This window comes from Polycyclovorans algicola TG408 (genome assembly GCF_000711245.1).
GTDB classification, from domain to species: domain Bacteria; phylum Pseudomonadota; class Gammaproteobacteria; order Nevskiales; family Nevskiaceae; genus Polycyclovorans; species Polycyclovorans algicola.
On record NZ_JOMH01000001.1, the window covers coordinates 1,084,962 to 1,108,315 of the forward strand.

Below are 23,354 nucleotides of genomic sequence, written 5' to 3' on the forward strand. Positions count from 1 at the left end.
CCTTTTTTGGGTGTGCCCAGCCTCCCAGCTCAGAAGGGTTTGACAATGACCAGAATCACGATGGCGACCAGAAACAGGGCGGGCACCTCGTTGATCAGTCTGAAAAATCGGGCGCTGGTGCGGTTGGTCTCACTGCGGAAGCGGCGCATGAACACGATCAGCCAGTGGTGATAACCAGTGAGCACCACCACCAGCAGTAGTTTGGCGTGCATCCAGCCCGCCTGCATGTAGCCCGGCACCATCATCAGCAGCCACACGCCAAACACCCAGGTACCGAGCATGGCAATACTGCCGATGGCGAACAGCCGCTTTTCCATCAGGCAGAAGCGCGCCTTCTCGTCCGAAGACCCCGCTGCCACGTGATAAACAAACAAACGCGGCAGGTACAGCAGAGCGGCAAACCAGCTGACCATGAAAATCACGTGCAGCGCCTTGATCCACAACATGTCGTTACCCCCTCAAAGTTGAGCCGTTATTATCCTCGCCCAGCCTCGCGGGTGCGGTGATCATGATTTCGGTAGGCATTGTCGGCGGTACGGGATACACCGGTTCAGAGTTGCTGCGTCTGTTGGCCCAGCACCCTGCCGCGCGGGTCGAGGTGCTGACCTCACGCAAGGAAGCGGGGCTGCGCGCCGATGCGCTCTTCCCCAACTTGCGCGGCCATGTCGACGTGGTTTTCAGTGCGCCAGACCCGGCGGCGCTTGCGGACTGCGACGTGGTGTTCTTCGCGACGCCGCACGGCGTGGCAATGAACAGCGCCGATGTGCTGATCGAGCAGGGTGTGCGGGTGATTGACTTGTCGGCCGACTTCCGCCTGCGTGATCCGCTGGTATTCAAGCATTGGTACGGCCTTGAGCACACTGCCACGACATTGCTTGAGGAAGCGGTTTACGGGCTGCCGGAGATGAATCGCGCCGACATCAGTGAGGCGCGCCTGGTGGCCAACCCGGGCTGCTACCCGACTGCTGTGCAATTGGCGCTCAAGCCGCTGCTGGACGCCGGGTGGATCGAGTCGCAAGGGTTGATTGCAGACTGCAAGTCAGGTGTCAGTGGCGCGGGGCGCGAGGCCAAGGTGGGCTCGCTGCTGTGCGAGGCGGGTGACAATTTCAAGGCCTACGGCGTGGCCGGTGGCGGGCATCGTCACGGCCCCGAGATCACCCAGGGGCTCCGTGAGATGGCCGCAGGAGACGTGGGACTGACCTTCGTGCCGCATTTGCTGCCGCTGATTCGCGGCATTCATGCAACGATATACGCGCGGCTCTTGAAACCTGCCGGCGACCTGCAGGCCCTGTTTGAGTCCAGCTACGCCGATGAGCCCTTTGTTGACGTCATGCCGGCCGGCTCTCACCCTGAGACCCGTCACGTGCGCGCGGCCAATACCTGCCGGTTGGCCGTCCATCTGGCCGCTGACCAGCGCACGGTGATTGTCCTGTCGGTGATCGACAATCTGGTCAAGGGGGCGTCTGGCCAGGCGGTGCAGAACATGAACATCATGTTCGGAATTGATGAACGCAGCGGGCTCGACGGGGTGCCGCTGGCGCCGTGAATCTGCCTGAAATCGTCATTCGCCAACCGAAACGGCGCGGGCCAAGGCTACTTTGGATCGCCGGGCTCACGGCGCTAGGGGTTATTGCGCTTTGGGGATTATTTATCCTGGCGCGTCATGCGTTCGAAGATGACGCCGCCAAGTATCGTCGGGAACTGGACGAGCTTTTGGCGGTGCGCAAGACGCTGACCCAGTCGCTGCGCGAAAAGCGTGACGAGAACGAGGTTCTCCGTGATGAGCTGGCCTTTCTGCGGCAGTCTCAGCAGGTCGAGTCCGAGGCCACTCAGTTGTTGCGAACAGAGCTGGGCGACCTGCAGGGTGAATTGCTGGAGTTACGCGAACAGCTCGCGTTTTACCGCGGCATCGTCTCTCCCGACGTGATCAAGGCGGGCGTCAGGGTGCACGGCCTCAAACTCTCACCGGTAGGCGGCACGCCGCGGTATCGATATGAACTGGTGCTGGTGCAAGCGGTGCGGCGACAGGGCAGTGCGGAGGGACAGTTCAAGCTGGTTGTCGAAGGGGTTCGCGACGGGCGTCCGGTCACGGTTGCCTGGCACGAATTGCGCGAAGAGAGTGACGAAATGCAACGCTACGATTTTCAGTACTTTCAGGAGTTCGACGGCATGATCAAGCTGCCGGCTGGTCTTAAGCCCCAGCGAATCCGCGTACAGTTGATTCCCGACGGAAGCGCGCCAGCCGTTGAGGAAGTCTTGGAGTGGCGGCGGAGCGTGCTAGCGGCCGAAGTTCCATCTCGGTCGCCCTAAACCCCTGCAGATGGAGCGAAAAAAATGAGCAAGTTATTTGGCGGTAACACGAGCAGCCCGGCTTCACCCTCCAAGGGCGGCTCGACAGTTGACACCCTGATTGGTCGACAGACTGAGATTTCGGGTGACGTCCGCTTTTCTGGCGGCTTGCATGTCGATGGCAAGGTCCGTGGCAAGGTGTTGGCCGCCGCAGACAAGAGTGCCGAATTGTCGGTGAGTGACAGTGGCCTTATTGAAGGCGACGTCCGTGTCCCCAATATCATGCTGAATGGCGGTGTGGTGGGTGACGTGTATGCCAGCGAACGTTTGCGAATGTCGTCAAAGGCGCGGGTCACCGGCAACGTCTCGTACAAGGTGATTGAGATGGAGGCCGGCGCCACCGTCAACGGTCAGATGATTCACGAATCGGGCGACGCACTTGCCTCGCTAGGTCCCAATGCCCGGAGCAAGACGCCGGACAACGATGAGCCCGCAGCAATCGGCACCGAACTACCGCGATCGGTGCTGTCGAAGTGAACTGGGCGGGTCAGTAATGAGTTTGGAGAGGTTGTAATGGAAAGTGAACTTGATGAAAGCGTAATTTTCAGCGACGCGGCAGCCAACAAGGTGCGCACACTGTTGAACGACGAAGAAGACACCTCGCAAAAGCTGCGGGTCTTCGTCACAGGGGGCGGCTGTTCGGGGTTCCAGTACGGATTCAAATTCGACCATGACACCGCCGAAGATGACACCGTGGTGATCAAGAACGGCGTGACTTTGCTGGTTGACTCAATGAGCCTGCAGTACCTGCAGGGGGCCGAGATCGACTACCGCGAAAACGTCGAGGGCGCCCAGTTCGTCATTCGTAACCCGAATGCCAGTACGACTTGCGGGTGTGGTAACTCGTTTTCAATGTAGCGCGCTGCACCAGTCAACTCTACGGCGGTAGGCTGACGCTCCCCAGTCGGGCCGCTTGGGTCGCGCCAGTGGCCTGATGCCAAGGTCCGGTGCGCTCGGCGTGACGGCGCTCGGCGAGCCAAGCAAAGGCCGCTGCCTCGACGTGCTGAACGTTCAGCCCGTGGACACCTGTTGTTTCTACCTGGGTCTCCGGCATCAGCGTGGCAAGCCGCTGCATCAGGTTTTGGTTATGAGCGCCGCCGCCGCAGACCAGCAGACGCTCGCAGGAGGCGGCCTCGCGGGCCACGCTGGCTGCGGTGATCTCTAACAGGCTGCGCTGAATGTCCGCTGCGTCATGCCGACGCCAGTCAGGGGAAACAGCATCAAGCCAACGCAGTGAGAAATAATCGCGGCCGGTGCTCTTGGGTGGTGGACGTGAAAACCACGCATGCGCCAATGCAGTCGCCACCAGTGCGTCAATGACATGGCCGCTCGCGGCCCACTGGCCCTGAGCATCAAAGGCTTCACCGCGGCAGGTCTGGATCCACTCATCCATCAGACCGTTGCCGGGGCCAGTGTCGTAGCCCGTCAACGGCGCGGCCGGCCCCGAGAGGAGGGTGAGGTTGCTGATGCCGCCGATGTTGACGACGCCCCTGCGTTCATTCGGGTGTGCGAACAAGGCTTGATGGAAGGCCGGAACCAGGGGGGCACCTTGCCCCCCTAAGGCCATGTCGGCGCGCCGAAAATCGTGTACCACGAGGCATCCGGTTCGTGCCGCGATCCAATGAGGGTTGCCCAGCTGGAGGCTGGTCATTAAGCGCTCGCCGTCGTGGAACACGGTCTGCCCGTGCAGGCCGATGCCGGCGACCGGCACGTCACCAATCAGGGGGCTGATCGCGGCCACATAGCAGGCTGAGACGGCCTGATCGAGCGCAGCCCATTCTGCAGCGCTGACGCGGCTGTCACCGGCCTGTAGCGCCATTAGCGCCTGTCGCAGGCTGTCAGGCCAGGGGTGTTGCTCCACAGCCTCGATCCCGCCCCAGGTGCCATCTTGGAATTGACAGCGGACTGCATCGATCCCGTCGAGACTGGTCCCCGACATCACGCCGATCCAGCGTTCCGGCGCAGTCGTCATGGGCGGCGTCAGTTAGGCAGTTCGGCGCCGTTTTTCATCGCCAGTTGGCGCTGGTCGATTTTTTCAAGTTCGGCGAGCCAGACTTCGACTTGGGGCGACCATTTCGCGACTTGCGACGGCTGTAGCGGTGTGGCCCGCGGCAGGGCGACGGTGACGGGGTTCTTGTGCACGCCATTGATGCGGAATTCGTAATGCAGGTGGGGCGCCGTCGCGAGCCCGGTCGCACCGACGTAGCCAATGACCTGACCTTGGGTGACTCGCGAGCCGACCCGCAGACCACTGCGATAGCGAGACATGTGCGCGTACAAGGTCTCGATCCCGCCGTTATGACGCACGACGACGGTCTGGCCGTAGCCGCCCATGACCCCGCGATGTTTGATGCGGCCGTCGCCGGTGGCGCGGATGGGCGTGCCGGTTGAGGCGCCGTAGTCGACACCCTTGTGAGCGCGGATGGTGTTGAGGATGGGGTGCCGACGATTGGGATTGAAATGGCTGCTGATGCGGGCAAAATCCAGCGGCGTGCGCCTGAAGCCGGTCTTCAGCGCTTCGCCTTTGGCGGAGAAGTAAGCGCCGCGTCCTTCGTCGTCTTCGTGTCGGAATGCCTGTAGGCGACGATTCTGGTTGACGAATTCGGCAGCGAGAATGCGGCCCTCGCGCAGACGCTTGCCGTCTTTGTAGAGTTCTTCGAAGAGGACCGTGAACCGGTCGCCACGGCGCAATTCGAGCGCAAAGTCGATCTGATAGCCGAAGATCTCGGCCATCTCCATGATCAGCCGGTTGGTCAGTCCGGCGTCCAACCCGGCGGCGAACAGCGATGAATCGATTTGGCCAGCGGCGTAGGTCTGGCGATGCTCAACGCTGGCAGTTTGAGTTGCCGCCGCAAGACCATCATCAGCCCGGTTGATCTGTAGCGTGGTCAGCTCATCGAGCGCGTATTCCATGCCGGCCAGCCGGTCATTCTTGATCTTGAAGCGAAGGGTGTCGCCCACGCGTATGCGCGACAGTCGGCTGGCGTCTCCCTTGAGTGCTAGCACTGCAGCCCAGTCCGAGGGTGGCATGCCGAGACCCTCGACCACCGTTGAGAATGTCTGGCCGCTTTTGACGGTGACCTCGACCCAGTCTTTGGCAGGCCGAACGTCATCGGCGGGCCGCATCGGCGAGCGGGGGGTCGCGGTGTCTCGCTCCAACCAGCCGGGTAGTACCAGGCGTGTCAATTCAACCGGCGGTTTGATCAGCGGGGGAAGGTTAGTGCTGGCCGCTGCCGACGAGATCAGCCCCTCTGGCTCGCGCTCACCATCGACCTGCGCAAGCAGCATCGAGGCCCCGATCATGCCGAACGCCAGACTCAACAAAATGGTGCGAGCGCTGCCGCGTGGGGGTGGCTGCTTATAATTACGCTGTTCTGACACCTAAAAGTCCCCAGCGGCGATGCGTTTGCATCACGCGCCTCAATATATGGTTGAGTTAGTACGCTCTCGGAGCGTGCTTAAGACAACACAAAACCTGAATTCATGCAAGCACTTGGCCCTACATTTTGGAGCGATCCCTATGAAGCTTGCCGAGTGCCACCACCGTCCCAGAGCCTCAGATGCTAGATCTTGCTGAAATTACCCGTGGCACCGAAGCCGTGCTGCCCGCAGACGAACTGCCCAAACGACTCGAGGCGGCGGCCCGGGACAAGCGACGGTTACGCGTCAAGGCTGGCTTTGACCCGACGGCCAAGGACCTCCACCTTGGGCACACCCTTCTGCTGAACAAGATGCGTGCGTTTCAGGCTGCCGGCCATGAGGCGATTTTTTTGATCGGCGATTTCACCGGGATGATCGGCGACCCGACAGGTAAAAATGAGACCCGCAAGCCGCTGACCCGCGCCGAGGTGCTGGAAAACGCCGAGACATACAAGGAGCAGGTCTTCAAAATCCTTGATCCTAATCAGACGACCGTGACCTTCAATTCGAGCTGGTTGGACACCCTTGGCACCGAAGGGATGTTGCGTTTGGCTGCTCAGCACACCGTGGCGCGCATGCTCGAGCGCGACGATTTCGCGAAGCGCTATGCCGCGCGGCAACCCATCGCGGTTCACGAATTTCTCTATCCGCTGCTGCAGGGCCACGACTCAGTGGTGCTCCAGTCGGACGTCGAGCTGGGGGGGACCGACCAGACCTTCAACCTGCTGGTGGGGCGTCACTTACAGCAGGCGGCCGGGCAGGTGCCGCAGGTGATCATGACCGTGCCCATCCTCGAAGGACTGGATGGCGTGCAGAAGATGAGTAAGTCTCTGGGCAACACCATTGGCTTGAACGACCCTGCAGATGAGATGTTCGGCAAAGTCATGTCCATTTCGGACACATTAATGTGGCGCTATTACGAGTTGTTGTCGTTTCGGCCACTCACAGAAATCGTAGCCCTTCGGAAGGGTGCCGAAAAGGGCCAAAACCCTCGTGACATCAAGGTGCTTCTTGCGGCTGAAATCGTGGATCGTTTTCACGGCCCAGGTGCCGGTGATCGTGCAACGGCAGCGTTCACCGCGCGCTTTAGCCAGGGGCAACTGCCCGAAGACATTTCCTTGGTGAACGCCAATTGCGGCGCAGGGGGCATACCGCTCGCCAAGGCCCTCAAGGAGGCGGGCCTGGTGGCCAGCAACAGCGAGGGCGCCCGACTCATCGAGCAGCGGGCTGTGCGCGTGAACGGCGAGAAGGTGGAAGACCGCGCGCATATCCTGCGACCTGGTGAAACCTACCTGTTGCAGGTCGGCTCACGCCGTCATGCAAGGCTCAAGCTGGCCTTCGCGGCTAGAATCGGCGCAGAGGGATAAAAATAAAACCAACAAAATCAATAACTAATAAAATATGTGCCTCATAGGGCGTTGACCCGTCACAGATTCACAGTATGATGCGCGCCCTTGCAGCGGTGGCCTTGGAGTTTTCGGGGTTACAGTTGCCGCTCTTTAAGAACAAGAACAAGTGATTTGTGTGGGTGCTCTTGTGTTCGTGTGGTTGCGTTTAGTGGCCATGTAGAACGTAGTGAGTATCACAAAAGCCAAGAGCTTTGGTGAGGACTCTGGTGGGTGTTGGGGCTGAAAGGTTCTGGCGCTTACCGACCAGTTAGGTTTAATTGGAGAGTTTGATCCTGGCTCAGATTGAACGCTGGCGGCATGCCTAACACATGCAAGTCGAACGGGTTGTACTTCGGTACAGCTAGTGGCGGACGGGTGAGTAATACATAGGAATCTGCCCGAGAGTGGGGGATAACCCAGGGAAACTTGGATTAATACCGCATGATCTCTACGGAGCAAAGCTGGGGACCTTCGGGCCTGGCGCTTTTGGAGGAGCCTATGTCTGATTAGCTTGTTGGTGAGGTAACGGCTCACCAAGGCGACGATCAGTAACTGGTCTGAGAGGACGACCAGTCACACCGGAACTGAGACACGGTCCGGACTCCTACGGGAGGCAGCAGTGGGGAATATTGGACAATGGGCGAAAGCCTGATCCAGCAATGCCGCGTGTGTGAAGAAGGCCTTCGGGTTGTAAAGCACTTTAGGATGGAAAGAAAAAACTTCAGTTAATAGCTGGAGTCTTGACGGTACCATCAGAATAAGCACCGGCTAACTCTGTGCCAGCAGCCGCGGTAATACAGAGGGTGCAAGCGTTAATCGGATTTACTGGGCGTAAAGCGTGTGTAGGTGGTGGTGTAAGTCGGTTGTGAAATCCCCGGGCTTAACCTGGGAACTGCTTCCGATACTGCGTCACTAGAGTACGGTAGAGGGTGGTGGAATTTCCGGTGTAGCGGTGAAATGCGTAGATATCGGAAGGAACATCAATGGCGAAGGCAACCACCTGGGCCTGTACTGACACTGAGACACGAAAGCGTGGGGATCAAACAGGATTAGATACCCTGGTAGTCCACGCTGTAAACGATGACAACTTGACGTTGGTTTGCTTAGCGAATCAGTGTCGTAGCTAACGCGATAAGTTGTCCGCCTGGGGAGTACGGCCGCAAGGTTGAAACTCAAAGGAATTGACGGGGGCCCGCACAAGCGGTGGAGTATGTGGTTTAATTCGATGCAACGCGAAGAACCTTACCTGGCCTTGACATGTCCGGAATCCTGCAGAGATGCGGGAGTGCCTTCGGGAATCGGAACACAGGTGCTGCATGGCTGTCGTCAGCTCGTGTCGTGAGATGTTGGGTTAAGTCCCGCAACGAGCGCAACCCTTGTCCTTAGTTGCCATCATTCAGTTGGGCACTCTAGGGAGACCGCCGGTGACAAACCGGAGGAAGGTGGGGATGACGTCAAGTCATCATGGCCCTTATGGCCAGGGCTACACACGTACTACAATGGTGTATACAGAGGGTCGCCAAGCCGCGAGGTGGAGCTAATCCCAGAAAGTACATCGTAGTCCGGATCGGAGTCTGCAACTCGACTCCGTGAAGTCGGAATCGCTAGTAATCGCCGATCAGCATTTGCGGCGGTGAATACGTTCCCGGGCCTTGTACACACCGCCCGTCACACCATGGGAGTTGGCTGCACCAGAAGCCGGTAGACTAACCGCAAGGGGGTCGCCGTCCACGGTGTGGTTAATGACTGGGGTGAAGTCGTAACAAGGTAGCCGTAGGGGAACCTGCGGCTGGATCACCTCCTTTCAAGAATGCCACTGCAGCCATGCTGCATGAGAGCACCCACACAAATCACTTGTACTTCATCAGCATCACAGGCCCTCGCGGCCGTGATGGCACTGATGAAACCCGAACTGGGTCTGTAGCTCAGCTGGTTAGAGCACACGCTTGATAAGCGTGGGGTCGATGGTTCAAATCCGTCCAGACCCACCATTTACAGACCTTTTGTCACGTCGCGCACTGGTTCAAGCAACTGGGGCCATAGCTCAGCTGGGAGAGCACCTGCTTTGCAAGCAGGGGGTCGTCGGTTCGATCCCGACTGGCTCCACCAGCTGCATGCAAGACGGCAAGACAAAAGTTCAGGTGGCAAGGCTAAGCAAAGCGCCATGTCCAGCAAAAGTCTCAAAGACCTTGCTGCACATCGTTTTGCTTAGCCCAGGCTGCAACGGGTTATAGCTCTTTAACAATAAGGTTTGAAGTCGAACACTGTAAGCAACAACACAGAGAAGGTCTGTATGACCGACACTGTGATTCAATGCCAAAGGTGCTTGACGGCGAAAAATGTCGTTGTAGTTTTGAGTGTGATCTTTTTCAAATGATCGCAAGCACGCGACTCGACCTGACCCACAAGGCCAGGCTGACGAGAATGTTTGAGGTTATATGATCAAGCGAACAAGCGCATCTGGTGGATGCCTTGGCGACAACAGGCGATGAAGGACGTAGTAGCCTGCGATAAGTCACGGGGAGCTGGCAAACAAGCTTTGATCCGTGAATTTCCGAATGGGGAAACCCACCCAGCTTGCTGGGTACTGTGCACTGAATACATAGGTGTATGGAGCGAACTCGGGGAACTGAAACATCTAAGTACCCGAAGGAAAAGAAATCAACCGAGATTCCGCAAGTAGTGGCGAGCGAACGCGGAGTAGCCCTTAAGTATGTGAAACCTAGCAGAACAGTCTGGAAAGGCTGGCCATAGTGGGTGATAGCCCCGTATGCGAAAGGCCAAACATATGAAATCGAGTAAGGCGAGGCACGTGAAACCTTGTCCGAACATGGGGGGACCATCCTCCAAGGCTAAATACTCGTTGTCGACCGATAGTGAACCAGTACCGTGAGGGAAAGGCGAAAAGAACCCCGGCTAGGGGAGTGAAATAGAACCTGAAACCGGATGCGTACAAGCAGTCAGAGCGGACTTGTTCCGTGATGGCGTACCTTTTGTATAATGGGTCAGCGACTTACTTGTCTGTAGCAAGCCTAACCGAATAGGGGAGGCGCAGGGAAACCGAGTCTGAATAGGGCGCTTAGTTGCAGGCAGTAGACCCGAAACCCGTCGATCTATCCATGACCAGGGTGAAGTTGTGGTAACACACAATGGAGGCCCGAACTCACGCCTGTTGAAAAAGTCGGAGATGAGTTGTGGATAGGAGTGAAAGGCTAATCAAGGCGGGTGATAGCTGGTTCTCCTCGAAAGCTATTTAGGTAGCGCCTCGTGTATGACTCCGGGGGGTAGAGCACTGTTACGGTCTGGGGGGTGCACAAGTACCTACCCAACTGTTGCAAACTCCGAATACCCGGAAGTATTGAGCACGGGAGACACACGGTGGGAGCTAAATTCCATCGTGAAAAGGGAAACAGCCCTGACCGCCAGCTAAGGTCCCAAAATCTCAGCTAAGTGGGAAACGATGTGGGAAGTCATAGACAGCCAGGATGTTGGCTTAGAAGCAGCCATCATTTAAAGAAAGCGTAATAGCTCACTGGTCGAGTCGGCCCGCGCGGAAGATGTAACGGGGCTCAAGCTGAGTACCGAAGCTGCGGATGCACACGCAAGTGTGTGTGGTAGAGGAGCGTTCTGTAAGCCTGTGAAGGTGACTCGTAAGGGTTGCTGGAGGTATCAGAAGTGCGAATGCTGACATGAGTAACGACAAGAACGGTGAAAAACCGTTCCGCCGTAAGCCCAAGGGTTCCAGCGCAACGATATTCGGCGCTGGGTGAGTCGGATCCTAAGGCGAGGCCGAGAGGCGTAGTCGATGGAAAACGGGTTAATATTCCCGTACTTACGATTGCTGCGATGGGGTGACGGAGAAAGTTAGGGTGGCTTCCTGTTGGATGGAAGTTCAAGCGTTTAGGCAGGTCTCTTAGGCAAATCCGGGAGATCGTTAATGCTGAGGCGTGACGTCGAGGCTCAATTGAGCCGGAGCACCTGATACTCAGCTTCCAAGAAAAGCCTCTAAGCTTCAGGTAATCGTGATCCGTACCCCAAACCGACACAGGTGGGCGAGGAGAGTATCCTAAGGCGTTTGAGACAACTCGGATGAAGGAACTCGGCAAATTGGTGCCGTAACTTCGGGAGAAGGCACGCCCACGCAAGTGGGCCGCAGTGAAGAGGGAGTGGCAACTGTTTATCAAAAACACAGGACTCTGCAAACACGAAAGTGGACGTATAGGGTCTGACACCTGCCCGGTGCTGGAAGGTTAATTGATGGGGTCAACCGCAAGGTGAAGCTCTTGATCGAAGCCCCAGTAAACGGCGGCCGTAACTATAACGGTCCTAAGGTAGCGAAATTCCTTGTCGGGTAAGTTCCGACCTGCACGAATGGTGTAATGATCGCTCCACTGTCTCCATCCGAGGCTCAGTGAAATTGAAATCGCCGTGACGATGCGGTGTTCCCGCGGCAAGACGGAAAGACCCCGTGAACCTTTACTACAACTTTGCACTGGAATTTGAGTTTGTTTGTGTAGGATAGGTGGGAGCCTTTGAAGCCCAGGCGCTAGCTTGAGTGGAGGCAACCTTGAAATACCACCCTGATAAACTTGAATTTCTAACCTAGGCCCGTTATCCGGGTCAGGGACATTGCATGGCGGGTAGTTTGACTGGGGCGGTCTCCTCCCAAAGAGTAACGGAGGAGTGCGAAGGTAACCTCAGCGCGGTCGGAAATCGCGCTTTTGAGTGCATAGGCATAAGGTTGCTTGACTGCGAGACAGACACGTCGAGCAGGTACGAAAGTAGGTCTAAGTGATCCGGTGGTTCTGTATGGAAGGGCCATCGCTCAACGGATAAAAGGTACTCCGGGGATAACAGGCTGATACTGCCCAAGAGTCCATATCGACGGCAGTGTTTGGCACCTCGATGTCGGCTCATCTCATCCTGGGGCTGTAGCAGGTCCCAAGGGTCCGGCTGTTCGCCGGTTAAAGAGGTACGCGAGCTGGGTTCAGAACGTCGTGAGACAGTTCGGTCCCTATCTGCCGTGGGCGTTCGAGATTTGAGAGGAGTTGACCTTAGTACGAGAGGACCGGGTTGAACATACCTCTGGTGTTCCAGTTGTCACGCCAGTGGCATCGCTGGGTAGCTATGTATGGACGGGATAACCGCTGAAAGCATCTAAGCGGGAAGCCCACCTCGAGATGAGATCTCGCGAGTCCTAGAGACTCCTGAAGAGCCCTTGTAGACCACAAGGTTGATAGGCTGGGTGTGGAAGTGCAGCAATGCATGGAGCTAACCAGTACTAATTGCTCGTGCGGCTTGATCATATAACGCTCAAGCATTCTTGAAAGGCGCAAGCCTGAAGAGAATAAAACGCAGCAACATCAGTGGCTTAACACGCCACTAAGCCGTCTGCACTGACAGGCATTGATCGCAAACAGCTGTTCGAACTTCAAACCCAATTCGATGATCGGCACATTTGTGCGGAAGGGCTTTACAGCTCATCTACACACGCCGATCGTCAACCGCTTTGCCTGGCGGCCATAGCGAGCTGGAACCACCTGTTCCCATCCCGAACACAGAAGTGAAACAGCTCAGCGCCGATGGTAGTGTGACTCGATCATGTGAGAGTAGGACACCGCCAGGCTCTATACCTAAACCCCCGATCTCCATAGATCGGGGGTTTTTTATTGGGAAAATGTTCCCGGTGTAGTCAACCTTATGAAGTGGCCGCTCTTGGTTTTTGGGCGCCCAGCGGCCCACCCGAAATCCTTGATCAGCTCAGCAGCACTTGCGGCGCTCTGGCAGGCTGTCACCTTGCCTTCAACGGACTGACCGATGCCCAACGCTTTCTCATCTGCCTTCCACCGCTTGGTACTGGACATGCCGTGGGTGGTAGCGCTGTTCACAGCCGCATTGTTGGCCGTCGCCGGATACCAGGGTCAGCGGTTTAAGCTCGACGCCTCGGCAGACTCTCTTATTCTTGAGGGTGACGAAGACCTCGCCTACTACCGCGATGTTAGTGGTGTTTATGGCACTGAAGAGTTCTTGGTGGTCACCTATTCGCCCGACGACGACCTGTTCTCGGAAGCCTCATTGGCTCGCCTGAAGCGGCTTAAGGATGAGCTTGCGGCGTTGGAGCAGGTGGCTTCGGTGATGAGCATTCTCGACGTGCCCCTGGTCGACAGTCCGCGCGTGACCCTGAGCGAGATACAGGAATCGCAGCGCACTTTGCTGGATGAGGACACGGACCCGGCCCTGGCCAAGCAGGAGTTTCTGACCAGCCCGATCTACAAGGACCTGGTGCTGAATCCCGGCGCCGACACAACGGCGATGTTGGTGAATCTTCGAAGCGATGAAGAGGCCGCACGCTTGCTTGAACGCCGTGAGGCTTTGCGCGCCCAGCGCGATCAAAAAGGTCTGAGCACTAACGAAGCGGTCGAGCTCGATGAAGTCACCGCTGCTTACGCCGCACGTACGGCCGAACTGCAGGTGGCCACGCAAACACTGATCGACGAAGTCCGGGTCATTCTCAACCGCTATCGCGACGAGTCGACCATCTTTCTCGGCGGCGTGCCGATGATTGCCGCTGACATGATCGATTACGTTCGCGGAGACATTCGCAGCTTTGGTATCGGCGTTGGGCTGTTCATCGTGGCGCTGCTGGCGGTGTCATTTCGTCGCGCCCACTGGGTCATCGTTCCGTCGGCTATCTGTGCGGTGGTGACCGTTGTTATGGTCGGATTCCTTGGCTTCATGGACTGGCGGGTGACCATTGTTTCTTCCAACTTCATTTCACTGCTGCTGATCATCACGCTTTCGCTATCGATTCATTTGATTGTGCGGCACCGCGAGCTACACGCCGAAAGCCCAAACCGTTCGCAACGTGAATTATTGCGCGACACGATCAACAGCAAGTTCATGCCCTCGTTGTTCACCGCACTGACCACCATGGTGTCGTTCGCCTCACTGATCGTCAGTGACATTCGCCCGGTGATTGATTTTGGTCTGATGATGACTTGGGGCGTGCTGTTTGCGTTCCTGTTGACCTTTCTGCTGTTTCCCGCAGCGCTGGTGGGCTGGAGCCTTGGTCGTGCGCCCAGCGAAGGGCGTGACATCACCGCACGTTTCAACCTGGGCCTCGCAGCGCTGGTGGACCGTGCGCCTGGGCTGACATGGTTCGGGTTTGTGTTGCTGCTGATTGGCGGCGCGATCGGCATCAACCGACTCACGGTCGAAAACCGCTTCATCGACTACTTTCACGACTCGACTGAAATCTACCAGGGCATGCTCGAAATTGACCGCGAGCTGGGGGGGACCACGCCGGTCGATGTCATCATTGATGCGCCGAAAAGCTTCTATGAGGAGCAGGCCTACTTGGCGGAGTTGGCTGCAGAAGATGACTATCTGGCGGAAGAACTTGACGGGGGCCTGAGCAGTTCAAGCTACTGGTACAACGAGTTCCGACAAGATGAGGTCCACGCCATTCATGACTACCTCGACGCTCTGCCGCAAACCGGCAAGGTGCTCTCCCTTTCGAGCAGTTTGCGAATGGCGCAGATGGTCAACAACGACCAGCCACTGGGCAATTTCGAGATGGCATTGGCTCACCGCCTACTGCCCGCCGACGTAAAGGCATCGCTATTCGATCCCTACATGTCGCCCGACGGTAACCAGCTGCGCTTCGCCGTGCGGGTGGTCGATTCCGACCCATCGCTGCGGCGCGACGATTTGCTCAGGCAGATTGAACGCGAGTTGGTTGAGGAGGTTGGACTCGAGCCGGAGCAGGTCAATCTCACGGGCATGATGGTGCTCTATAACAATGTGATGCAGAGCCTCTTTGAGTCACAGCTGGCCACATTGGTGGTGGTGTTTCTCGCCATTAGCGCCATGTTCTGGATACTGTTTGGCTCGTTCAAAATGGCCTTGATTGGCGTCGTGCCCACCCTGGTCGCAGCAGTGTTGGTGTTGGGGCTGATGGGCTGGTTGAACATTCCGCTGGACATCATGACGATTACCATTGCCGCGATCACCATTGGCATTGGCGTGCACGACACCATTCACTACACACACCGTTACCGTGATGAGGTGCAGCAGCACGGTGACGAGGGTGCAGTGCAATCCTGCCACGCCAGCGTCGGCCGGGCGATGGCCTACACCACCCTGGTGGTCGCCCTCGGCTTTTCGATACTGGCACTGTCAAACTTCGTACCGACCATTTACTTCGGGCTGTTCACTGGCGCCGCGATGCTGATTGCACTGTTCAGTAACCTCACCTTACTGCCCTTGCTGCTGGTTCGGTTGAAGCCCTTCACAAGGACGTCCTGACGCGTTTCTTCAAATGCTCCGGTGCGCCGTTCGTAATCGAACGAGGCGCAGAGACCTCACGTCATCCCGTTGAACGTGGTGCCTGCTGGCTGAGGCTGCGCGGGTCATCCATCCAGCTGGTTGTTGACTCGACCCCGATAAGCTCAATGGCCGGGATGGGGCCCAACCCACAAGCACAGTCATTCGACGCGTGGCTTGGCGGCGCCAGCGGATGAGGATGAGTTGCCCGTCAAAGTACTGCTTCAGCATGCGAGCCGACATACAAAAGTCGCGGTCGGCTTGAGTGTTGACCTCCGTGCCGGCGCTGCCGTAGCGGGCGAACCAACCGGTCTTGGCTCCACCCTACGACGGCTTGAACGTCAGGTCACCGTTTGGCTGCCGGCATCAATCGGGCTGAGGTGCCCGCAATCCGCAGCCAAAAAAAAACCCGCCTCCAGCTATCGGAGGCGGGTTGATACTGCTCTGTAGCATCAGTTCTGTGGCGTCAATTCCACACGCCGATTCTCCTCACGGCCCTCTGCAGTGCCGTTGTCCGCGATCGGCACCGTCAGCCCGTAGCCGACAGGTGTCATCCGTTCGCCACTGATTCCCTTGCGCGCCAAGTATTCCTTGACTGCGATGGAGCGACGTTCGGACAAGCCTAGGTTATAGCCAGCTGTCCCGATGCTGTCCGTGTGGCCGCCCAACTCGACGTCCACATCCGGGTAGGACGACAGCGTCACCGCAACCTTGTCGAGAATCTGCTTTGCCTCGACCGTGAGGATGGCCGAATCAAACTCGAACTTGACGCCGCGCAGGATGAAGCCGCGATCCATTGCGCACCCGTTGGCATCGACGGCCTCACCCGGCCGTGGCTTGCGGCAGTCGCCAACCAAGGCGCAACCATCAGGCAGCACGGCCAATCCAGCAGGTGTATTCGGGCACTCGTCGAGATGGTCAGGAATGCCATCACCGTCTGAATCCAGAGGGCAGCCCTCGTCGTCAATGGCGATACCGTCCGGTGTGTCCGGGCACTTGTCGTAGGCGTCGGGGATGCCATCTCCGTCGGTGTCAACCAGCGCACAACCTTGCGCATCGACTTCGACACCTGGCGGCGTGCCGGGGCACTTGTCGAGGTGGTCGGGGATGCCGTCGCCGTCCGAGTCGATCGGACAACCCCGGTCGTCAACCTTTACCCCTCGTGGTGTATCGGGGCACTGATCAAGGTGGTCAGGAACGCCGTCACCGTCGGTGTCCAGCGGACAACCACGCGCATCCACCTGGACACCCGGCGGCGTGTCAGGGCATTTATCAACGCCGTCCGGCACGCCGTCGCCGTCGGCATCGCGGAACTGGTCAGAGGGTTTGGAGCCCAGTGCAATGCGCAGACCGGCGAGTACCTGCCACGTGTAAAAGGTCTGGTCGACCAGTGGTCCGCTGTCGCCGACGTCGTCAACTTGGTAGCGGCCCAGGAGGCTCAATGACAGCGTGTCGTTAAGCTTTTGCTGGGCGCCGATACTCCCGTAGAAGCCGAAGGCGCTGGTGGTCTGCTTCAGGAAGTCGACTGACGACAGATGAAGACCGCCGCCAATGAACGGCTGGAACGAACTCGAATCGTCGAAATAGGGGCGAAAAGGATAAAGCAATCCCCCTAGCCGCCCGGTAACGCGCTCGTAGTCACCGGCGTTGCTGGTTTCAATCAGGCTGTAATCAGCCCCCAATTCGTATGAGAACCAGTGCGTCAAGGGCTTGGTTGCCAGCACACCGCCACTCAGCCCACTGTCGAGATCCGACCGGTCTGAGAATGCAAAGCCGACCATTGGCGTGACTGACCAGCGGTCATCAAGCACCGTGTTCGGGTCGACCGCGCCGGTCGATTGCGCGAATCCGGGCACGGCGACACCCACTGACAGCAATGCCACCGTGGCAATTGCCAATCCCCTTTGCCACATTGATGAAAACTGCATTGATCTTCCCCCGATGGAAGGGCCAGCGTTAATTTTGTTGCTCATGGAAGCAAGCCCCCGAGCCCGAGCAGGTCAAGTAGATCTTCCAACGCGGAGGGGTCGAGCGGAACGTCACCCGGAATTCCAGTGGCACACTCCTGATTGCCGCCAGAGCCGGTGATCAGGCCGAGGATCGTGTTGACGCCACTGGTCACCGTGCAGAGCAGCGGTGCAACCGCCGGGTCAATCAGCCCATTATCTAGCGGCGCAACCAGCAAGCTAGTGAGATCCGCAAGTCCGACCGGGAAGAAGTCCCCGCCGTCAATGAGTGTGCCGAGAATCAGCGCAAGGGGAACGGCGTCGGTCTGCTCGAGTAGCGGGTTGACCAGCTCGGTGACAATCGACAGCGTTTCGATCAGCTCGATCCGTCCAAGCGGATCAAGCGGTGTGCCTTGAAGAACACCAAGCAACGGACTGTCAAAGATCGGGAGCAGCGTGTTGCACAGTCGGTCGGATTCGGCTTCTACGGATGGGTCGGTCAGCGAGTCGTTGGTGACTGGCAACACCAGGACGGTCATCCCATCTGTGAAGGTTGCACCGGGTTCGGCCGGGTCTTCGACCGTCGCCGTGACACAGGCAAAGCCAAGACGTACCGTGCCATCGGCGTAGACGACGCCGTTGGGCTGGTTAACCGCATCCAGTCCGCGATCGGGGTCAAGAGCCCGCGACGGGAAAAAGGTGTCGCCGACACGCGATGGCGAGTTCCCGTCCCCCGTTTCGCAAGACTCGCCGTTCCAGAAGCCCTCAACCGCATCCCAGGTGGTGGCGTCTTCAAACGGATTGCCGCCTTCCGGCATCGGATTGGTGAAGTCGTCGACGCGCTGCAGGTCGTTGAACGCCGCTTCGGTGTTGTTACCGAAATTGGCGGGCTCGTCAGAGGGCGCGGTGCAGACCATTCGGCCGTCAACCATCATCAAGTCCGCCGCGTCGCAACTGCGTGACTTGGCGAAGGCGTTCAACTGCCCGGAGATTTCACCGCCGGCCAAACCCACTTCAAGGTCGTTGGCACCGACGCAAGCGAAGCGCTGCGCATTGGCGAATGAGTAGGGCGAACCCTGGATCAGTTCCCGCGCTGAAACTGCGAGGCTATTGTCGCCAAGGCGGACGTTCTGTCCGTCACCGACCTGTACGTCACGTTCTTCGGTCTGCGAGTTGAAGTTGGCGGTAAGGGTCGCGACACCCGACATTGCGGCGGTCACGCTGGGGACGTCGGTATCGAGTGTGGCCACGTCGACGGGGTCGATATCCAGCGTGGCTTGATCAGAAACATCGCACTCGAGTCCGTTGTTGAAGCGCGCACGAATCTGAAGATTCAGCACCTCCGGATCGGGGAGCAAGCTCAACTGGAGCTGCGTCGTCGCGCAGGCGCCGCTGTCTTCGCGGCACTGGGGGCCATCAAACGGCATGGCGGGCGGCGTGGACTCGATGCACAGCCCGTCAGCAATCAACTGGCCCGGCGAGAGGGTTACCGAGGTGGTCGCTTCCAGGGGCGCGGTCACACCCGCGCAGAGGCCGGCGGCCGTCTGGTTGGTGACCGAGACGTCAAAGGTCATCTCTACTGCGAGATTTTCGTCAGACTCAAGTACGTTGCCGTTGAAGTCTGCGACCGCGGGATCGTCGCTGGTGAACACCGAGGTGCTGGTGACATTCTCGGTGGACCCGTTGGTGCGGCGTAGCAGTGCGGTGTACGGCTGGTCAAAACCGGCGATCAGGTTGGCATCTGCGGGCCTAATTTCAAGTGCCTCCACGCAAGCAGGCCCGACGATGATGGTCTCGGGCTCGGAGCTGATGCCGTCGATCGTGGCCACTATCTCGGCCGTGCCCTGGTCTTCGCCAGTGAACTCACCACTGTTATCGACCGACACGATGTCGGGCATGTTGCTGGTCAACTCGACGCCTTCAGGGCAGTCGCCCGTCACGAATTGTTCGTCACCGTCGGAGCGCGTCTCCAAGTATTGGCACGCCGCTTCCAACGTACATTGACCTTGTTGGCCCACCCCCAAACTGGAGGGTTCGCAATTCAGCGCACCAATGCCGACCAATTGCGCTGGCGGAAGGTCGGGGCTGCGAACGGTGTCGCTACAAGCCGACAATAAGAAAACGCTGGCAAGCAGCGGCAACAATGCTGATCGGGACATAGGGTGCAGACTCACTATTGACTTGCAGTGGGATGTGTAGTGTGACTGAACCTGCGGTGACTTGAAAGAGGCTAAGCGCCACGAATTATGTGACGCGTATATCAATCAACCGAATGGCTATCAGATGCGGCCGACATTGCATCCATGTAGTGCTTGTTCGCGGCTATTGGGCGGCAATACCCGCTTTGCCGGCGCGCAATACAAATTTCTGGATTTTGCCTGTGGCGGTTTTGGGCAGTTCGTCGACCACATGAAACGCGCTGGGCACCTTGAAGTGGGCCAAATTGTCCCTCGCGAACTGCCGTAACTCGTCCGTCGTGACCGTCTTGCCGGGCTGCAGCACCACGAAGGCGTTGGGCGACTCTCCCCATTTCTCGTGTGGCAGGCCGACTACGCCGACTTCCAATATGGCTGGGTGGCGCAACAACGCGCCTTCCACTTCGATTGATGAAATGTTTTCGCCGCCCGAAATGATCACGTCCTTGAAGCGATCACGAATCTCGATATAACCATCGGGGTGAACAATGGCGGCATCCCCGGTATGAAACCAACCCCCTGCGAAGGCTTTTTCGGTCGCCTCCGTGTCGTTGAAATAACCCTTCATCACCACATTGCCACGCGCAACAATTTCCCCCATCGTTTGGCCATCAGCGGGGACGTTGTTCATCTGCTCATCGACCACCCGGGTTTCTCCGGCCGTGATGATTTCAATGCCCTGACGCGCCTTGATTGACGCACGCTCTCGCAGGCTCAATTCATCATGCGCTGGCAAGGGCTCGCAAATGGTGATCAACGGCGCGGTTTCGGTCAGCCCGTAAACTTGTGTGATGTGCCAGTGCAATTCGCCCTCCATGCGCTCGATGGTCGCCGGTGCGGGTGGCGCGCCCGCAGTGAAAACCTTGACGCCTTGACGCAGCGACTTTCGCTCGGCCTCGGGCCCATTGGCGATGGCGATCAGCACGGTGGGCGCCGCACTCAGGTGCGTGACCCGCTCACGGTTGATGGTGTCGTAAATCGCTATGGCCTCGACCTTGCGGAGACACACATGCGCCGCCCCGACCGCAGTCACTGTCCAGGTAAAGGTCCAGCCGTTGGCGTGGAACATTGGCAGCGTCCACAAATAGCGATCTGAAGGCGTCATGTGCCAGTGAATCAGGACCCCCACCGAGTTCGTCCAGGCGTTTCGGTGCGTGATCATCACGCCTTTGGGCTTCGAGGTCGTGCCGCTGGTGTAATTGATGGCCAGCAGGTCGGATTCGGCCAGCGAGACTGCAGGAAAGGTGTCGGGCGCATCTGTCAGCAAGGCTTCGTAATTGAGCCAACCCGCCTTTTCGCCTTCCAGCGCGACGAAATGCTTCACCGAGGTCATCTGCTCGCGCACGCTGTCGACCAAATCAAGGTAGTCCGCGTGCACACACAGCAATTTGCAGCCACTGTGATTCGCCAAGTAAACAAAGTCGTCGGCCGTCAGGCGGTAATTCATGGGCACGATCACCGCGCCCAACTGCGGCACCGCATAAAACTGTTCGAGATGGCGGTGCGTGTTGGGCGCAATGGTGCCAACCCGGTCGCCCGACTTCACGCCCAGCTTCGCCCATGCCGCCGAGGCTTTGTCGCAGCGCGCGGCAAATTCGCGATAGCTGAAACGTCGGTCGCCATCGACCACGGCCTCGCGCTCCGGGTGCACCTTGCGTGCACGGCGAAAAAACTCAAGCGGGGTTTGAGGGGTTTCCATCGGTTCGTCTCCTGGTCAATCGCGTGGTGAGTGCGGCATCGCTTGCCGTCGAATGGACAAGAGCTTAACGCGAGCAGGGCCCATTGCCCCCTGCCTGATTGGGCGGGAGGAGCTGGCCTGGACACGCTGACCACCGAAATGAAAAAGCCGCCCGGAGGCGGCTTTTTCTGGGCGCGTCACTCAGTCCGAGCGACCCGCACGTTTGCGCTCGTGCTCAACCAGATAGCGCTTGCGCAGGCGGATGGACTCGGGGGTCAGTTCCACCAGTTCGTCGTCGTTGATGAACTCCAGCGCCTGCTCCAGCGAAAAGCGACGCGGCGGGGTGAGCACCACGTTTTCGTCCGAGCCGGAAGCCCGCATGTTGGTGAGCTTCTTGCCTTTCCACACGTTGACGACCAGGTCGTTCTCGCGTGAGTGCACGCCGACGATCTGGCCCTCATAGACCTCATCGCCGTGGCTGGCGATCATCGCGCCGCGCTCCTGCAGATTGAACAGCGCGTAGGCCACCGCCTTGCCCTGCTCGTTGGAGATCAGCACGCCGTTGTAGCGCTGCCCCACTTCCTTGTTGTCGTTGGCCGGACCAAAGTGATCAAAGTTGTGGAACAGCAGGCCTGAGCCGCCGGTGTTGTTGATGAACTCCGAGCGGAAGCCGATGAGTCCGCGCGAGCTGATGGTGTACTCAAGGCGCACCCGGCCCTTGCCGTCCGGCACCATATTGACCATCTTGCCGCCGCGTTCGGCGAGGCCTTGAATCACGCCGCCCTGATGCGTTTCTTCCACGTCGGCCACCAGAATTTCGTAGGGCTCGTGAATCTCGCCGTCGATTTCCTTGGTGATGACCTGTGGGCGCGCCACGGCAATCTCGAAGCCTTCGCGGCGCATGTTCTCGAGCAGGACTGACAGGTGCAGCAGGCCACGACCCGAGACGCGGAACTGATCCGGCGAATCGCCGGGCTCAACCCGCAGCGCCACGTTGGTTTTCAGTTCTTTCTGCAGCCGCTCGAAAATCTGGCGGCTGGTAACAAACTTGCCTTCCTTGCCGGCAAACGGCGACTTGTTGACCTCAAACACCATGGTCATCGTCGGCTCATCGACCTGCAGCGACGGCAGACCTTCCGGCACCTTGGCATCACAAACAGTCTCGGAAATGCCCAGCTCTTCAATGCCAGTGATGGCAATGATGTCGCCGGCTTCGGCCTCGGCGGCTTCGACCTTGTCGAGCCCCATGAACGCCAGCACCTGCAACACCTTGCCCTGGCGCACCTTGCCGTCGCGACCCACCACCGACACCGGGCTGTTGGGCTTGATGCGGCCGCGTGAAATGCGGCCGGTGCCGATCACACCGACGTAACTGCTGTAAGCGAGGCTGATCACCTGCATCTGGAACGGACCGTCGGCGTCAACGGCCGGCGGCGTCACCTGATCGACGATGGTCTGGAACAGGAAGTCCATGTCACCTTCGCGGATGTCGGGGTTGTCCCCGGCATAACCATTCAGCGCACTGGCGAACACGGTGGTGAAGTCCAGCTGCTCGTCGGTGGCGCCGAGGCGGTCGAACAGGTCAAACACCTGATCCATTACCCAGTGTGCACGGGCGCCGGGGCGGTCGATCTTGTTCACCACCACAATCGGCTTCAACCCTAGGGCGAACGCCTTCTGGGTGACGAAGCGGGTTTGCGGCATCGGGCCGTCAGCGGCGTCGACCAGCAGGCAGACCGAGTCCACCATGGACAACACGCGCTCCACTTCGCCGCCAAAGTCGGCGTGCCCGGGCGTGTCGACAATGTTGATGCGGTATTCGGTGCCGTCGCGCTTGTCCAGCCAGCGAATGGCGGTGTTCTTGGCGAGGATGGTAATGCCGCGTTCGCGCTCCAAGTCGTTGGAGTCCATGATCCGCTCGCCGAGATTCTCGCGCGCGTCCAGCGTCTGCGACTGTCGCAGCAGCTTGTCCACCAGGGTCGTCTTGCCGTGGTCAACGTGGGCGATGATGGCGATGTTGCGGAGGTTCTTGAGGCTCATGGGGTGCTTAATG

Annotated in this window: 13 protein-coding genes, 2 tRNA genes and 3 rRNA genes; 11 read left to right on the forward strand and 7 right to left on the reverse strand. The window is 58.6% G+C overall.

The window, feature by feature from the left end:
• Positions 1-29: 29 nt before the first annotated feature.
• Positions 30-446, reverse strand: a complete 417-nt coding sequence (locus U741_RS0105245) for a CopD family protein (RefSeq protein WP_029889437.1) — start codon at positions 444-446, stop codon at positions 30-32.
• 62 nt (positions 447-508) lie between these two features.
• Between U741_RS0105245 and argC the strand changes: the two genes are divergently transcribed.
• From argC to erpA, 4 genes are read left to right on the forward strand one after another with little or no spacing between them, the layout of a single operon-like run.
• Positions 509-1,546, forward strand: a complete 1,038-nt coding sequence (argC, locus tag U741_RS0105250; protein ID WP_029889438.1) for an N-acetyl-gamma-glutamyl-phosphate reductase — start codon at positions 509-511, stop codon at positions 1,544-1,546.
• Positions 1,543-2,310: a DUF6776 family protein gene (locus tag U741_RS0105255; protein WP_029889439.1), complete on the forward strand. Its 768-nt coding sequence runs from the start codon at positions 1,543-1,545 to the stop codon at positions 2,308-2,310. Before argC ends, U741_RS0105255 begins: the two co-directional genes overlap by 4 nt.
• Positions 2,311-2,334: 24 nt before the next feature.
• On the forward strand, positions 2,335-2,826 hold the full coding sequence (locus U741_RS0105260; protein ID WP_084154671.1) for a bactofilin family protein: 492 nt from the start codon (positions 2,335-2,337) through the stop codon (positions 2,824-2,826).
• Between the two features lie 36 nt (positions 2,827-2,862).
• Positions 2,863-3,207, forward strand: a complete 345-nt coding sequence (gene erpA, locus U741_RS0105265) for an iron-sulfur cluster insertion protein ErpA (protein ID WP_029889441.1) — start codon at positions 2,863-2,865, stop codon at positions 3,205-3,207.
• Positions 3,208-3,226: 19 nt separating this feature from the next.
• On the opposite strand, the gene U741_RS0105270 is transcribed toward erpA, so the two are convergent.
• Both U741_RS0105270 and U741_RS0105275 read right to left on the reverse strand, forming a co-directional pair.
• Positions 3,227-4,321 (reverse strand): anhydro-N-acetylmuramic acid kinase, encoded by a 1,095-nt coding sequence (locus tag U741_RS0105270; protein WP_029889442.1) that lies wholly within the window; start codon positions 4,319-4,321, stop codon positions 3,227-3,229.
• Positions 4,322-4,329: 8 nt separating this feature from the next.
• Positions 4,330-5,652 carry an OapA family protein gene (locus U741_RS0105275; RefSeq protein WP_052378514.1) on the reverse strand — a complete coding sequence of 441 codons (1,323 nt, stop codon included), beginning with the start codon at positions 5,650-5,652 and terminating at the stop codon, positions 4,330-4,332.
• Positions 5,653-5,909: 257 nt separating this feature from the next.
• Between U741_RS0105275 and tyrS the strand changes: the two genes are divergently transcribed.
• From tyrS to U741_RS0105310, 7 genes are all read left to right on the forward strand, one after another.
• The gene (tyrS, locus tag U741_RS0105280; RefSeq protein WP_029889444.1) at positions 5,910-7,136 is read left to right on the forward strand and encodes a tyrosine--tRNA ligase; all 1,227 of its coding nucleotides are present in this window, start codon (positions 5,910-5,912) and stop codon (positions 7,134-7,136) included.
• 296 nt (positions 7,137-7,432) lie between these two features.
• Positions 7,433-8,962 (forward strand): 16S ribosomal RNA (locus tag U741_RS0105285).
• 109 nt (positions 8,963-9,071) lie between these two features.
• Positions 9,072-9,148, forward strand: a tRNA-Ile gene (locus U741_RS0105290).
• A gap of 42 nt (positions 9,149-9,190) precedes the next feature.
• Positions 9,191-9,266, forward strand: a tRNA-Ala gene (locus tag U741_RS0105295).
• Between the two features lie 331 nt (positions 9,267-9,597).
• A 23S ribosomal RNA gene (locus tag U741_RS0105300) occupies positions 9,598-12,463 on the forward strand.
• A gap of 206 nt (positions 12,464-12,669) precedes the next feature.
• A 5S ribosomal RNA gene (gene rrf / locus U741_RS0105305) occupies positions 12,670-12,783 on the forward strand.
• Together the 16S, 23S and 5S rRNA genes with 2 tRNA genes alongside form the textbook arrangement of a ribosomal RNA operon.
• 191 nt (positions 12,784-12,974) lie before the next feature.
• On the forward strand, positions 12,975-15,464 hold the full coding sequence (locus tag U741_RS0105310; RefSeq protein WP_029889445.1) for an efflux RND transporter permease subunit: 2,490 nt from the start codon (positions 12,975-12,977) through the stop codon (positions 15,462-15,464).
• Between the two features lie 470 nt (positions 15,465-15,934).
• On the opposite strand, the gene U741_RS19875 is transcribed toward U741_RS0105310, so the two are convergent.
• From U741_RS19875 to typA, 4 genes are all read right to left on the reverse strand, one after another.
• Positions 15,935-17,455, reverse strand: coding sequence for an OmpA family protein (locus U741_RS19875; protein WP_301331316.1), 1,521 nt, complete (start codon positions 17,453-17,455; stop codon positions 15,935-15,937).
• Entirely contained in the window at positions 17,452-19,587 is a 2,136-nt protein-coding gene (locus tag U741_RS0105320) for a hypothetical protein (RefSeq protein WP_152551502.1), read from the reverse strand. The genes U741_RS19875 and U741_RS0105320 overlap by 4 nt, the downstream gene beginning before the upstream one ends.
• A 163-nt stretch (positions 19,588-19,750) precedes the next feature.
• A complete protein-coding gene (locus U741_RS0105325) occupies positions 19,751-21,322 on the reverse strand; it encodes a long-chain-fatty-acid--CoA ligase (RefSeq protein ID WP_029889448.1) in 1,572 nt (523 codons plus the stop codon).
• Positions 21,323-21,502: 180 nt separating this feature from the next.
• Positions 21,503-23,341 (reverse strand): translational GTPase TypA, encoded by a 1,839-nt coding sequence (gene typA / locus U741_RS0105330; protein ID WP_029889449.1) that lies wholly within the window; start codon positions 23,339-23,341, stop codon positions 21,503-21,505.
• Positions 23,342-23,354: the final 13 nt, after the last annotated feature.

Excerpts from the sequence above, each read along its gene's own strand:
- U741_RS0105325 (WP_029889448.1), bottom strand. The coding sequence starts at position 21,322 with ATGGAAACCCCTCAAACCCCGCTTGAGTTTTTTCGCCGTGCACGCAAG.
- erpA (WP_029889441.1), top strand. The coding sequence starts at position 2,863 with ATGGAAAGTGAACTTGATGAAAGCGTAATTTTCAGCGACGCGGCAGCC.
- U741_RS0105310 (WP_029889445.1), top strand. The coding sequence starts at position 12,975 with ATGCCCAACGCTTTCTCATCTGCCTTCCACCGCTTGGTACTGGACATG.
- U741_RS0105270 (WP_029889442.1), bottom strand. The coding sequence starts at position 4,321 with ATGACGACTGCGCCGGAACGCTGGATCGGCGTGATGTCGGGGACCAGT.
- U741_RS19875 (WP_301331316.1), bottom strand. The coding sequence starts at position 17,455 with ATGAGCAACAAAATTAACGCTGGCCCTTCCATCGGGGGAAGATCAATG.
- U741_RS0105320 (WP_152551502.1), bottom strand. The coding sequence starts at position 19,587 with ATGTCCCGATCAGCATTGTTGCCGCTGCTTGCCAGCGTTTTCTTATTG.
- U741_RS0105260 (WP_084154671.1), top strand. The coding sequence starts at position 2,335 with ATGAGCAAGTTATTTGGCGGTAACACGAGCAGCCCGGCTTCACCCTCC.
- typA (WP_029889449.1), bottom strand. The coding sequence starts at position 23,341 with ATGAGCCTCAAGAACCTCCGCAACATCGCCATCATCGCCCACGTTGAC.
- U741_RS0105275 (WP_052378514.1), bottom strand. The coding sequence starts at position 5,652 with ATGATCGGGGCCTCGATGCTGCTTGCGCAGGTCGATGGTGAGCGCGAG.
- tyrS (WP_029889444.1), top strand. The coding sequence starts at position 5,910 with ATGCTAGATCTTGCTGAAATTACCCGTGGCACCGAAGCCGTGCTGCCC.
- argC (WP_029889438.1), top strand. The coding sequence starts at position 509 with ATGATTTCGGTAGGCATTGTCGGCGGTACGGGATACACCGGTTCAGAG.
- U741_RS0105245 (WP_029889437.1), bottom strand. The coding sequence starts at position 446 with ATGTTGTGGATCAAGGCGCTGCACGTGATTTTCATGGTCAGCTGGTTT.